Source organism: Streptomyces pseudoechinosporeus (assembly GCF_054783935.1).
In genome coordinates, this window is sequence record NZ_BAAGPS010000036.1 from 1 (window position 1) to 12621 (window position 12621).

Annotated in this window: 11 protein-coding genes; 5 read left to right on the forward strand and 6 right to left on the reverse strand. The window is 68.0% G+C overall.

Going from position 1 to position 12621, the window contains the following annotated elements:
* Nucleotides 1–191: 191 nt before the first annotated feature.
* On the reverse strand, nucleotides 192–1007 hold the full coding sequence (locus ACYVO6_RS32385; RefSeq protein WP_461067434.1) for an SDR family NAD(P)-dependent oxidoreductase: 816 nt from the start codon (nucleotides 1005–1007) through the stop codon (nucleotides 192–194).
* A gap of 62 nt (nucleotides 1008–1069) precedes the next feature.
* Entirely contained in the window at nucleotides 1070–1906 is an 837-nt protein-coding gene (locus tag ACYVO6_RS32390; protein WP_461067436.1) for an NAD(P)H-binding protein, read from the reverse strand.
* Between the two features lie 80 nt (nucleotides 1907–1986).
* On the opposite strand from ACYVO6_RS32390, the gene ACYVO6_RS32395 reads away from it, so the two are divergent.
* Nucleotides 1987–2898, forward strand: a complete 912-nt coding sequence (locus ACYVO6_RS32395) for a cupin domain-containing protein (RefSeq protein WP_461067438.1) — start codon at nucleotides 1987–1989, stop codon at nucleotides 2896–2898.
* Between the two features lie 279 nt (nucleotides 2899–3177).
* Here the strand turns inward: ACYVO6_RS32395 and ACYVO6_RS32400 are convergent, their stop codons facing one another.
* Together ACYVO6_RS32400 and ACYVO6_RS32405 are read right to left on the reverse strand one after the other, a co-directional pair.
* Nucleotides 3178–3486, reverse strand: a complete 309-nt coding sequence (locus tag ACYVO6_RS32400) for an EthD family reductase (RefSeq protein ID WP_461067440.1) — start codon at nucleotides 3484–3486, stop codon at nucleotides 3178–3180.
* Nucleotides 3483–5105, reverse strand: a complete 1623-nt coding sequence (locus ACYVO6_RS32405) for a phytoene desaturase family protein (protein WP_461067442.1) — start codon at nucleotides 5103–5105, stop codon at nucleotides 3483–3485. The genes ACYVO6_RS32400 and ACYVO6_RS32405 overlap by 4 nt, the downstream gene beginning before the upstream one ends.
* A gap of 111 nt (nucleotides 5106–5216) precedes the next feature.
* On the opposite strand from ACYVO6_RS32405, the gene ACYVO6_RS32410 reads away from it, so the two are divergent.
* The gene (locus ACYVO6_RS32410; RefSeq protein WP_461067444.1) at nucleotides 5217–5762 is read left to right on the forward strand and encodes a winged helix-turn-helix transcriptional regulator; all 546 of its coding nucleotides are present in this window, start codon (nucleotides 5217–5219) and stop codon (nucleotides 5760–5762) included.
* A 52-nt stretch (nucleotides 5763–5814) separates the two neighbouring features.
* Here the strand turns inward: ACYVO6_RS32410 and ACYVO6_RS32415 are convergent, their stop codons facing one another.
* Nucleotides 5815–7815, reverse strand: a complete 2001-nt coding sequence (locus ACYVO6_RS32415) for a TolB family protein (protein WP_461067446.1) — start codon at nucleotides 7813–7815, stop codon at nucleotides 5815–5817.
* 498 nt (nucleotides 7816–8313) lie between these two features.
* Entirely contained in the window at nucleotides 8314–9726 is a 1413-nt protein-coding gene (locus tag ACYVO6_RS32420) for a hypothetical protein (protein WP_461067448.1), read from the reverse strand.
* Between the two features lie 524 nt (nucleotides 9727–10250).
* Between ACYVO6_RS32420 and ACYVO6_RS32425 the strand changes: the two genes are divergently transcribed.
* From ACYVO6_RS32425 to ACYVO6_RS32435, 3 genes are all read left to right on the forward strand, one after another.
* On the forward strand, nucleotides 10251–10856 hold the full coding sequence (locus ACYVO6_RS32425) for a TetR/AcrR family transcriptional regulator (protein ID WP_461067450.1): 606 nt from the start codon (nucleotides 10251–10253) through the stop codon (nucleotides 10854–10856).
* Between the two features lie 158 nt (nucleotides 10857–11014).
* On the forward strand, nucleotides 11015–11845 hold the full coding sequence (locus tag ACYVO6_RS32430) for an IS5 family transposase (protein WP_461067452.1): 831 nt from the start codon (nucleotides 11015–11017) through the stop codon (nucleotides 11843–11845).
* Nucleotides 11842–12264: a hypothetical protein gene (locus ACYVO6_RS32435; RefSeq protein WP_461067454.1), complete on the forward strand. Its 423-nt coding sequence runs from the start codon at nucleotides 11842–11844 to the stop codon at nucleotides 12262–12264. The genes ACYVO6_RS32430 and ACYVO6_RS32435 overlap by 4 nt, the downstream gene beginning before the upstream one ends.
* The last annotated feature ends 357 nt before the right edge of the window (nucleotides 12265–12621 follow it).

Sequence of the window (12621 nt, forward strand, 5' to 3'; positions counted from 1 at the left end):
GTCCACTCACTCAACATGCCCCTGAAGACGGTCGACACACAGACCTAACGGAGTCCTACTAGGTAGACATAATGAGCTGCGAGGGCGTGAGAGGGAGTTCGCGCCCATGCTTCCGTACGCCCCGGGACAGCCAGTGTCCGGTGTCCCGGGTCCCTGAACCTTGACCGATTGCCACTGCTCAGCGGTGCTGCTCAGCCGTGGGAGGAGTGCGAGAGGTGTTCCCACTCGGCCCAGGTGGCCAGCTTGCGCGCGTAGTGGTCCTTGATCATCTGGACCGGTGGGGTGCCGAAGAGGACGCGCAGCGGCGGGTTCTCGGCGTCCACGATTTCCAGCAGGGCGGGGCCGACAGCCTTGGGGTCCCCCATGGTGGTCGGATCCATGTTGCGGGCCATGGCCTGGCGGACCTTGTCATAGAGCGGATTCGGTTCGGCATGGCGCGCGGAGACGCCGGGTCCGTCGGTGGCGAAGCCGCCCGGCTCGACGATGGTGACCTTGATGTCCTGGTCGGCGACCTCTGCCGCCAGCGCCTCGCTCATCCCCTCCATGGCCCACTTGGACGCGTGGTAGGCGCCCCCGCCCGGGACCGCGAGGATGCCTCCGATGGAGCTGATCTGCACGATGTGGCCGCCGCCCTGTGCGCGCAGCAGCGGCAGGGCGGCCTGGGTGATCCAGAACACTCCGTAGAAGTTGGTTTCGAGTATGTCGCGCAGCTGTGTGTCGGTCAGCTCCTCGACCATGCCGAGCTGGGCGTATCCGGCGTTGTTGACCACGACGTCCAAGCGGCCGAAGTGCGCATGGGCCTTGTTGACCGCGTCGATGGCGGCAGCCCTGTCGGTGACGTCCAGGGGCAGGGCGAGCAACTGCTGTCCGTACTCGGCCGTCAGATCCGCCAGGCGTTCGGTATTCCGGTCGGCGGCGGCGACCCGGTCCCCGCGCTCCAGTGCGCTCTCCACGAACGAACGGCCCAGACCGCGTGCCGAACCGGTGGCAAACCAAACCTTGGACATGGCTGACTCTTTCTGATTACGGGTGGATGTCGATGTCACCGGCGATGCGGTGGTGTGCTCTGTCACCGCCATGCCCCGACGGCCGCCTGCACGTAGTCGGTGAAGTCGCGGGCCGGCCGGCCGAGGGCGCGCGGCACGCCGTCGGAGACGTGGGCATCCATGCCGCGCCGGATCGGGCTCAGCCCCTCGGCGTAGAACTTCGCGTCGGCGGCCGGCCAGCCCTGGCCGGTGAGTTCGGTGACGAACTCCTCGGGGGACAGCGGGACATAGCCGACGGCGCGGCCGGTGGCCCGGGAGATCTCGGCGACGGCCTCGGTGATGGTCACGGCCCGGGGCCCGGACAGGTCGTAGGTCTGCTTGGCGTGGCCGTCTTCGGTGAGCGCGGCGACCGCGACCGCGGCGATGTCGTCGGCGTCGACGTAGGAGGCCGCGGCGTCCCCGACGGGCAGCCGTAGTTCACCGGCGAGGACCGCGTCCAGGAAGAGGCCCTCGCTGAAGTTCTGGGCGAACCAGGTGGGGCGCAGGATCGTCCAGGTGAGTCCGCTGTCGTGCAGCGCGCCTTCGCCGTCCGCGTGGGTGGCGTTGACGAGGGCGGCGTCGCCGGAGTATTCGGGGTTGTCCAGGCCGCGCCCCGACAGCATCACCAGGCGTTCGACGCCGAGCTGGGCGGCGCGCTCGACGAATGGGCGGGTGAGGACTTCCCCGTCGAGCGGCACGAGATACACCGCCGTCACGCCTTCCAGAGCGGTGTCCCAGGTGGTGCGGTCATGCCAGTCGAAGGGCTGTTCGCCGGAGCGCGAGGCCACCCGGACGGGGGTGCCCTGCGCCCGCAGTCGGGATACGACGCGGCTGCCGGTCTTGCCTGTACCGCCGGTCACGAGAATCAGTGGCTTGGTCATGAGCCCAGTCAAACCCCCTGCGGCGATACGTGCGATGGTTCAAAGGATCACTTCGATGTCTATGCGTCTACGATGGCGGAATGGACGTACTCTCCGAGCTGCTGGAGGGGGTGCGGGCGCGCGGCGCCCTCTTCCGGCAGACGACCATCGACCAGCCGTGGACTCTGCACTTCCCCGGCGGCTCGCCGCTGACGCTGGCCACGATGGTGCGTGGCCGGGCGTGGATCGTGCCCGCCGACGGTGCACCGGTGGCGGTCGGCACCGGGGATATCGCGCTCATCCGCGGCCGGGCGCCGTACTCAGTCACCGATGACCCGGCGCGGACCGCGACCAGCGGTGCTGACCAGGGTCAATACGCCGGGAGCGGCAGGAGCAGCGAGGGACCGGACGGCTCAACGCTGCTGTTCAGCGGCGCCTACACCGGACAGGGCGAGATCAGCGAACGGCTGCTCAAAGTGCTGCCCGAAGTACTGGTCCTGCCCGACACCGACTGCCGCGGCCCGATACTGGATCTGCTGGTCGAAGAGGTCGTCGGCGACCGGCCCGGCCAGCAACTGATGCGTGACCGGCTGCTGGACATGATGCTCCTCTTCACACTGCGGATCTGGTTCGACCGCTCCGAGGCGCACGCACCCCCGTGGTACCACGCGCTGGCCGACCCAGTGGCCGGCCAGGCCCTGCGCCTGCTCCACGACGACCCGGCCCACCCATGGACCGTCGCGGAGCTGGCGGCCAGATCGGGTGTCTCTCGCGCCGCGCTGGCCCGCCGGTTTACCGCACAGGTCGGCGAGCCGCCGATGGCCTACCTCGCCTCCTGGCGCATCGACCTGGCCGCCGACCTGCTGCGCGAAACCGACGCCACGGTCGGCTCCATCGCACGCAAGGTCGGCTACGCCAACACCTTCGCACTGAGTGTCGCCTTCAAGCGCCTGCGCGGCATCACCCCGACCGAGCACCGGGCCACAGCACCGATGCCGAATCCCAGGCGATGAGACAGGGAAACCGGCGCCGACTGCGGACGCTCGGACTGCAGAGCCTTCATACGGTCCCTGTGGGCATGCCAGAGGTAGGCGGATCCGCGGAGAGCGCGGCCGCAGGGCTGCTCCGCGCAGCCACGTCATGTCCTGAGCGAGTAACTCCGTGGTCTCGGGCAGCACTTGCTTCAAGGGTCGCCGCTTGCTTGCGGTCGGGCCGCCTCCAGCGAGACACCGCATGGCACGGGAGTACGCCCACTCCCAAGACCACGATCACCGCGAACGGAGAACCGGCGGCTACTCGTCCAGTGCGGCGATGAACATCCGAGAGCCGGGTGGAGCGATCTGCCGGTAGTCGCGGCCCGTAGCCCGTCCCTCGTCGGAGCCGAGCGCGGCTTCCAAGGACTCCATGTCCTTGAAATACAGCTCCGCGATGCGATGGAACGTCTGCTCACCGCCGTCGGCGGCACCGGCAACGCGTGCGGACTCCCATCGTTCGAGGCCTGGAACCGTTGTCACCAGGGGTGCGTGGACACCCGCATAGTGTTCGTCGAAGGCACCGCCCTCGACGGGCTGTGTGTACAGCACCATCAGCTTCACGGTCATGCGCTGTCCCCTGCGGACGTGAGGCTCCTCGTGGAGAGGTCGGCCAGTGGATCGCGTTCGAGCACGGCGGATGCCGCGACGAGTCCACCCACGACGGCGCCGCTGACGCCGGCCGCGGCGACGTCCTGGCCACTGAGGAACAGACCGGGCACCGTGGTGTGGGCGCTCAGACCCCGCTGGGCAAAACGTTCGGGAGTGTGCGCCAGCGACATGAAGTCACCGTGGGTCCGGCCGAGGAAGTGATTGAAGCTGAGCGGCGTGGCCAGCTCCATGTGATCGATCTTGCCTTCCACCTTGGGATAGAACCGCAGGACTTGGTCGAGCAGTTCCTGGCTCAGTCGTTGCTTGAGCTGCTCGTACTCCGGTCCGCGACGCATCCAGGCGCTGTCCGCGAAGGGCTCGAACAGGGACCAGGTTGTCACCCCGCCGATGTCGATCGTGCTCCGCCCGGGATAGCGGTCGTTCCAGAGCGGATCCTTGGCCGAGGGAGCAGTCAGGAAGTACGCCGGCATCGGACGGTGCAGGGGATCCGCCTCGTAGGTGGCGAACTGGGCGTCGAGGTCTGGCCCCTGGTGTGCCCAGATGTTGGACGCCTGCAGGTCGAGCTGGTCGGCCGGCTCCTTGAGCCCGATGTTGAGGACGACCCAGGTGAGCGAGGGGCCGATCGCCCGGCACGCCTCCACGAGGTCGTCATCGAGCGTCGCTTCGGCGGGCAGCAGATGGGTGAGGGTGTTGAGAGCGCCCGCATCGCTGATCACTACCGGGGCGCGGAAGATGCGGCCGTCGGCCATCGTGACGCCCACGGCTCGTCCCTCGTCGTCGAGCAGTACAGAGCCGACTTCGGCGGCGATGAGGACTTCCCCGCCTGCGTCCCGGATCACCTCAGTGATCGTCTCGGTCATGCGGCCCGATCCACCGACCGGGAAGTTGGCGCCGTCGATGTAGTGCCGGATGAGCATGGCGTGCATGCCGAACGAGGCGCGCCCTGGGGTCAGTGAGTAGTCACCGTAGTGACCGCACAGGACGCTCTTGAGCTCCTCGTTGTCGGTGAGTTCGGAGACTACTTCCGTCGCCGTGCGGTCGGAGAAGGCGCGAAACGATGCGCACATCGCCTCGTAGAGCTCGTCGGCGGCGGGCTGCGGCAGGCTGTGCTGCGCGAAAAAGTTCTTGGCTGACCGGTTGGCCGAGAAGACCATGTCCACATAGCGGCTAATCGCCTCGGCGTCGTCCGGGAAGTACCGGGTCATGCGCTCCTTGAACCGCTCGGCACCCGAGGGGTACTCGTACTCGCGGTCGCCGACGACGATCCGGTTGTAGACGTCGGGCATCCGGGCCCACTCCAGCTTGCCGCCGGTGATGTGGTCGAAGATCTGGCGCAGCCCGCTGTTGGGACGATGTACCTCGCCGATGTAGTGCAGTCCGGCGTCCCATTCGTACCCGGCCCGGCGGAAGGTCTGCGTGGCTCCGCCGGCGGTCGAATGCCGCTCCAGGACCAGTACCCGTTGTCCTGCCTGGGCGAGGAAGCCCGCGGTGGTGAGGCCGCCGATCCCGGACCCGATGACGATCGCGTCCCATGACGTACCGGCCTTGCTCCGGTGGTAACTCTGTCCGACGCTCATGCGCGCCCCTCTCCTGAGCTGAGTCCGCATAACCGTACTCAGGCTCGGGGTGAGTGTAAAGTGCAGGTGTGTGAGGGGCCTGTTGGGCAGGCCCGACCTGGGGAGAGGGACGTGGCTGACGCATCAGAAGGACCGGGCCGGCCGGACGATCCAACTCAGTGGAGTCGTGACTCCTGGGACATCGAGCCTGATTCGATCGCCCTCGCCCTGGAAGTCCTGAACCCCCGCGCGGCCGGCAAGATCATGAAGGAAGCCTTCTACGGCACCCGGCGTTTCGAGGACTTCCAGCGTCGGTGCGAACTGAGCCGGACCGTTCTCTCGGCGCGATTGCGTGACCTCGTGGCCGTTGGCGTGCTCGAGAAGCGGCCCTACCGCGAGCCCGGTGCACGCGAGCGGGACGAGTACCGGCTCACCGACAAGGGACGCAGCCTCGCTCCCACCTTGGTTGCTCTCAACGCCTGGGCCGAACGCTGGCTTGTCGACGCGCCTGGACCCACGGTCACGCTGATCCATCGCGACTGCGGAGCACCGGTCCACGCGGTCATCACCTGCACCTCCGGCCACGAAATCGCCGCCGTTCGCGACGTCGCTGCGACGCCGGGCCCCTCAGCCCGGCCCGCCCAGCCCGGCGCAGCGGATGCCCCCAGGCCGGGCTGAGGGGCCGTGACATCCGGCTGCCTCCTCGATGGGCTGGACCGACCCGCCAGGTTCAGGTGCCGTTCTTCGGCTGCTCGTAGACGTGGCCGTTGATGGTGGTGGTCAGTGTGCCGGTGGCCTGGAAGATGTTGGTCAGTACGTCGATGGTCAGGCGGAATCCGTCGGGGCTGGTCTTCTTGGTGGCGGTGGTGCGGCCGGTCTGGACGAGGTCGGAGTACCAGTCGACCTTGTTGGTGGTCAGGGTGGGGTTCTGTGTGGTCACGCTTTCGGTGCCGTTCAGCGTGTGGATGCCGTCGTCGGAGTAGCGGGTGTAGCGGACCTCGACGGTCTTCACGGCGGTCCGGTCGGCGTTCTCGGTGATCTTGACTGTTGCGGAGCCGGACCTCTTGCCGTGCAGGGTGTAGGTGCCCTGCGGCGGGTGTGGCCGGACCGGGATCGGGCTGCCGGGCACGTACGGGGTGCCCCAGGCCATACGGTCGGGAATGGTGGTGACGTGGCGTGCCGGAGCCGGCTTGCGGCTGGTGAGGTCGGCGATCATGACGCGATAGGTGCGGCCGTCGGGTGCCGTGGAGGGCCGGCACGGCAGCGGGTTGTGTCCGCCACAGGCGGGCGGGACGGTGAACGCCTGCCAGTAGACGATGCTGGTGCCGTCGGGCGACCACTGGGGATCGGCCCTGCCGTTCCAGTACGGGTCGTTGACGCTCCCGGGGCTGCCATCCCCGCCCGCGTTGATCTGCTGGCCCTGGTAGGAGCTGCGGTCGCCGGAGCGGTCGATGAGGTAGGGCTGGAAGAACCGGCGCTGCCCGTTGTTGCGGGTTGAGGAGGCGGCGCTGGAGGAGACCAGGTCGGTGACCGGCGGAATGCCCCGCATGCCCGCCATGAACATCTGACGGCCGGAGCCGCGGGTGTCCATAACGACCGTCCAATTGCCGTCCGGTGAGAGATCCACCGGGTCCACGTACTCGGGATTGCTGGTGAGACGGCGCACCTTGCCGGTCTTCAGGTTCGCGGCGAAGACATCGATGTTGGAGGACTCGGCCGGATAGCCGACGTACGTGACCTCGGTGCCATCCTTGCTGAAGCCACGCAGCTCACCGACCGAGACAGCGCCGGCGTTGACCTTCAGTCGACCGGGATGATCCAGGTCCACGTGGACCGGCTGCTTCTCCGGCGTCGGATCGAACAGCCGGGTGACGTCGGTCAGGTCGTAGCGCGGCGCGAGCGGTGTGCCCGCCGTGGGCGAGGAGTTGAACTTCAGCCGCCCGATGTAGGCGAACTGGCCCAGCTTGCCGTTGGAGGCGGTGAAGCTGTTGAAGCCCAGGTGGATGTTGTCCGGGTGCAGACGCAGCTCACGCATTGGGCCGCCCGCGCCGGATCCGTCGGCGGTCACGTTCCAGCGGATCGGGTAGATGCGCACGCGCTCCGGCGTGCAGGCCCTGGACGTCAGGTTGTGACGCCCGCAGTCGATGATGTCGGTGCCGGCCAGCACCCGCTTGCCGTCGGAGAACGGCTGGGGGTAGTCGAGCGCCTCGCTGCGGCCGACGGCGTTCTCGGCGGGCACCCCGCAGGTGAGGCACTTCCACGGGTCGCCGCCCGGGAACCTGGTGCCGTCGGTCTTGAGGGTGATCAGCTGCGAACCCGTGTAGATGCTCGCCGGGTCAGGCGCTGCCGGTGCCCCGGTGAAGCGAACCGACGCGACGATGTGGCGGCCGTCCGGCAGGAACCCTCCGGCCTGGAACCCGTCGGAACGGTCGATGCATCCCGTCCTGCCGGGGTTGATCTCGCTGGTGCACGAGCCGACTTCAGTGCTCGGCGCGACCGGGGGCAGCGGCAGCTCCCTGACCGAGATCGGCTCGGGCCTGGGAGCGGGCGGGAGCCCGGTCGAGGCCGGCCGTAAGCCGCCGGTGGCGGTACCGGCGTTCTGCGGCGCCGGCTCGGCAGCCACGGCGGACGGCCAGACAACGCTGCTGGAGGTCACGGCCACGACGAACAGTCCGCTCCGCCACGCACGTCGCCATCTGGCCCGTCGGCCTGCCCGCGTCGGATTCGTCATGCGTCCTGCCCCTTTCGAGCCATGGATGAAGTGCACCTTCCTTGAAAGAAGGCCTTCGCCGATCGCGGAGAGTGTGACGGTTCGTTCCGTGTCCGCCGCTGAACATCGACTGACGGAGTGGTCGCCACTGTCGCGGGTGCCCTTGGCGAAGCAGCTGCTTCCTGAAGCAGGATGTCTGCAACACGGAAGCGTCGGCCTTGAGCTGATCGCCGTCGTGGCCGGTCGCGTCGCCGCCGCTCCCCGCACCGGCGAGCCTCGGGGTCGGTGTGGCGGGTGTCGGTGTCCTCACTGGTCACGTGACGGGGGTCTGTTGGCTGTCGCCAACGCAGATGCCGTCGGCGGCATGTTCAGGCGCGAAGGCGCAACCAGCGCCTTGCTGCTTCGCCTCCGCCGTGGCCCTTCTAGGCGGGCGGGCTCGTCGTCCGCCCCTACGCGTCGCTGCCTTCTGCAGGCGGGTCTCGTCCGACTCCCCTGCGAGCGGACGGTCTCCGCACCCCCTCACTGGCGGCCCCCAGGCCCGCTGGACGGGAAGAACGCGCGGTTGCTCTTGGCGGGGAGGCCCTTGGTGCTGATGAAGCGCGGCTCGCCGAGCCCGAAGCCCCGGCCGACGGTGTTCAGCACCTCGGGGAGGGTACTGCCGCCCCACCGGCCTGTCTCCAGGCGGCGCATCACCGTCTCCAGGGCCGCCGCCAGCTCGGGCACGTTGAACGTGCAGTGCCCGGGCGAGTCGATCAGCGCCTGACGGTACAGGCGGGACTTGCCGTTCGCCCGCACCCCTTGCGCGTACGCGGCCATCATCGCGGACGACCGGGTGGAGTCCCCGACGGTCGTGAGCTGCAGCAGGGGAACCCGGGGATTCCCGGTCAAGGCCCGTTCCTTCCAGTAGCTCACGGCGCTCGCCGGGCCCTGGATCCGCGGGGAGGCGTTGACGCGACTGAGATCTGCCCGCACTGCCGGCTCGGTGTGTGCTCCCGCCTTCGCGTACAGCTCGCGGACGGTCTTCTTCTGTGCCGCGTCGGCGTGGGCGTAGAAGCGCCGGTAGTCGATTCCGGTGTTCCAGGACATCACGCCCGCCGGGTTGTCGTAGAGGTAGCGGATTCCCGCGGCATAGACGGCACTGTCGACCACCGACCTGATCATCATCTGCTGCACGGCATCTCTGTCCTGCGTATCGGGCTCCTCCGGGTACGGCGCGAACGCGCCACCCCAGGCGGGCACTTGCGCGAGCGCGCCGGCCAGGGCGATCCGGGCCCGGCCAACGCCCGTTTCCTGGGCGGCTGCCAGAACGCCACCCCACGCTTTCGCGGCCTTCTCGCGGTCCTGGTAGCTGATGCCGACGACAGGCAGGCCACTGTCGGGGGCGAGCAGGGCCTTGAGCGCGAACAGCAGATCCAGACGCTGGTTCGACATCACGATGCCGTCGGCCCCGTTCATGGAGATGGCCGCATCGACCTTGTCCGGGTAGGACTCGGCCACACCGAGTGCCACCCCGCCCCCTCCGGAGCAGCCGAACTGGATGGCATGTCGCGGCGTGCCGAACTCCGCCGTGAAGATGTCGAGCACCTGGGCCTGTTCGTCGCGCTCCGCGCGCGGATCGAAGTGATAGGTGCGGTCAGGACGACGGTCCGTGCCCGCGTAGGCGTAGCCGTGGTCAAGGAAGAACTGGGCGCGCGGCGTCGCATGAGCAAGATTGACGACGGCGTCGAGGTCGTTGACGACTGTGCCGTTCCAGTTTGCCGGAATGTGGATCGCGTACGCGGTGCCATCGGGGAGCGTTCCGCTGCGCTGCTGCGGACCGGGCTCGGCCGTCTGCGCCGTCGCAGGCGCGGTGGCCGTGGCCACCAGGAGCAGCGACGCCGTCACCAGCATGGGAACCATGCGGCGGGTCAGATCACTACGGATTCTCGTCACGAATCTCGTCCCTTCACGTTTCGGAGTCCGTGCCTGGAACGTCCGGCGTGCCCGCCCGGTCAATCGAGCAGCCAACCCGAACACGCATGCCGTCACGACGCATGCCGCCTTGACCCACCACTGAGCCGAACCGCAGTCACAGCCCACGCTGTCTCACCGGCCACAGCCGCTCCGCCAATACCTTCCGGATGGTAAGTTTTGATTCGGGCCTTGCACCAGCCCTCTGACGGACTTCGTTTGAACATTTCAGGCTCGAGAGTTGCGCGCCGCTGCGCCGCGGCCCGCGTGGCGTCACCCAGCGATGGGCCTCACGACCGCCAACCGGCCAAGACGTGGCCGCGCGCAGGCAACGGCTCCACCCAGCGCCCTTCGCAAGCGAGTTCGCGCTCATTCACGGATGGACGAGAGGGTGCTCTTCGAGGGCCGATCCGGACGAAGAGGGCGCGTTGGCCCTTGCTGCTGAACGGTAGATTTCACCGTGTGGTGACTCTTGATAGCCGTTTTCCGAGGAGGGCGAAGGCACCGTGGACGAGGCCAAGGCACGGGGGCCGTACGCGAAGACGGCGGCCCGGCGGGCGGAGATCATTCGAGCAGCTCGCGACAGCTTCGCCGAGCGCGGCTACGCCGGCGCTTCCCTGCGGGACATCGCCGATCGCGTCGGCATCACCCACGCAGGACTCCTGCACCACTTCCACAGCAAGGAAGAACTGCTCACCGCGGTGCTCGCCCAACGTGACGCCGAGGAGTGGACCGAGGGTCTGGCCAAGGTCAAAGGCACCGCCTCGCTGGCGCCGTACCTCGCAGGCCTCCTACAACACCATCAGAAGGCACCTGAATTGATGCGGTTGTGGCTCGAGCTCGCCGTCGCGGCCTCCCGCTCGGACCACCCGGCGCACGCCTACTTCGTCGAGCGCTACGACCGTGGACGCACCCGTGTCGCCGGTGGCATGCGAAAAATCGCTGATCGGGAAGGGCTTCGGAACGACCTGGATCCGGACAGTACGGCAGTCCTCTTCCAGGCCGTCCTCAACGGCCTCCAGTTGCAGTGGCTGCTGAACCCACGCCTCGACATCATCGAACCCCTCACCCGCTTCCTCGAGCTGATCTGTCCGCCCGAAGAAATTGAATGAGCCCCTTGTAACGGCACATGAGTCGCACTCAAAATCGGTGCCAAGCCGAGCCTTCAGAGGGCGGTATGTGACGTGATGCCGCGTTTGTTGTCGCTGGAAGGTGTGGCACAGGCGTATCGGGACTGATCGGGGAGTCCTGTCGTGCTGGAGTGTTCTTCGTGAGCGACCGCCAGCCCTACAAGAGCGACTTATCCGACGAGCGGTGGGCCCTGATCGAGCCCGTCATCGCCTCCTGGAAGGCTCAGCATCCCTCCGTCAGCGGCCACCAGGGCGCCTACGAGATGCGGGAGATCGTCAACGCCCTGCTCTACCAGTCCCGTACCGGCTGCCAGTGGGACTACCTCCCCCACGACCTGCCCCCGGTCGGCGCGGTGAAGTACTACTTCTACAAGTGGCGCGACGACGGCACCGACCAGACCATCCACGACCTGCTGCGTTGGCAGGTCCGCGAGGGCCGGGGGCGCAAGGCCGACCCGAGCCTGGTGGTGCTCGACACCCAGAGCCTGCACGCGGCCGTCGGGGTGCCCGCCGACACCACCGGAAGAGACGCGGCAAAAAAAGTCCCAGGCCGCAAGCGCGGCCTGGCAGTTGATGTTCTCGGTCTGGTGATCGCGGTGGTGGTGCTGGCCGCGTCCGCGCACGACAACGCCGCCGGCATTGCCCTGCTGGACAAGGTCGCCGCCGACACCGACACGGTGCACAAGGCCCTGGTGGACCAGGGGTTCAAAACCGCCGTCATCGACCACGGCCAGAAGGTGGGCATCGACGTCGAAGTCGTCGAGCGCAACCCGGCAACCAGCGGGTTCGTCCCGCAGCCCAAGAGGTGGGTGGTGGAGCAGGTGAACGGGATCATGATGCTGCACCGCAGGCTGGTACGGGACTACGAGCACTGGCCCGCCTCCGCCGAGTCGAGGGTGTACTGGGCCATAAGCGATCGGATGGCCCGGATGCTCACCGCGACCTCCACCCCTACCTGGCGCGGCGCATGAGCGGCAGCAAGCTGACCTTGGGAGCGGTGCTGGCGCACCTGGAGGAGCAAGAGCGCGAGATCGCCGCGCAGGCCGAGGCCACGCGGGGACGCATCGCGGAACTCACCGCGCAATTGGAGGAGTTCGACCGGGTCGCCGAGGAGGTCCGCATCACCCGCAAGACCCTGCTGGCGCTGCCTGATCCGTCCCCGCCGACGCCGCCGGCCGCGAAGCTGCCGGACCATCCGGCCTACCGGCAGATCATGGCGGTGTTCGCCGCGGCCGACGCCCCGCTGCGGGCACGGGCGGTCTGCGAGGCGATGGATCTGGAGATCGCGCCCAGCAACGTCAACAACGTCCGGCTGAAGCTCAAGCGGCTGGTCGAACGCGGGATCCTGATCGAGACCGAGCAGGGGTTGTTCACCCAGCCACGGCCATAGCCACCCGGAGAGGCCACCACCAGCCCGACAGCCCCAGCTGCAAGCGCGGAACGGGCAGCACGTCACTTACCGCCCTCTCAGTGACTGCTTGACATCCCTGGCCGTGCGGCCAGGCCGTCGGGATGCTGGTGGTCATGGCCACTGGTGGGGTGATTCGAAGGTATTGCCGGGAGTGTGGGGTTCCGCTGCCTCCGATGAAGTCGGCGGCAGCGGTGTTCTGTTCGGGTCGGTGCAGGTCACGGCGGTGGCGAAGGCTGGAGCGGGCTCGTCGGCGGGTGGCGGCGATGCAGCAGAAGTGAGCTGCCCCGAGTTTCGTAGAGTCCGGTGATCTTGTTTCAGGCGGACTGCGGGACTGGC

Excerpts from the sequence above, each read along its gene's own strand:
- ACYVO6_RS32385 (WP_461067434.1), bottom strand. The coding sequence starts at position 1,007 with ATGTCCAAGGTTTGGTTTGCCACCGGTTCGGCACGCGGTCTGGGCCGT.
- ACYVO6_RS32390 (WP_461067436.1), bottom strand. The coding sequence starts at position 1,906 with ATGACCAAGCCACTGATTCTCGTGACCGGCGGTACAGGCAAGACCGGC.
- ACYVO6_RS32395 (WP_461067438.1), top strand. The coding sequence starts at position 1,987 with ATGGACGTACTCTCCGAGCTGCTGGAGGGGGTGCGGGCGCGCGGCGCC.
- ACYVO6_RS32400 (WP_461067440.1), bottom strand. The coding sequence starts at position 3,486 with ATGACCGTGAAGCTGATGGTGCTGTACACACAGCCCGTCGAGGGCGGT.
- ACYVO6_RS32405 (WP_461067442.1), bottom strand. The coding sequence starts at position 5,105 with ATGAGCGTCGGACAGAGTTACCACCGGAGCAAGGCCGGTACGTCATGG.
- ACYVO6_RS32415 (WP_461067446.1), bottom strand. The coding sequence starts at position 7,815 with ATGACGAATCCGACGCGGGCAGGCCGACGGGCCAGATGGCGACGTGCG.
- ACYVO6_RS32435 (WP_461067454.1), top strand. The coding sequence starts at position 11,842 with ATGAGCGGCAGCAAGCTGACCTTGGGAGCGGTGCTGGCGCACCTGGAG.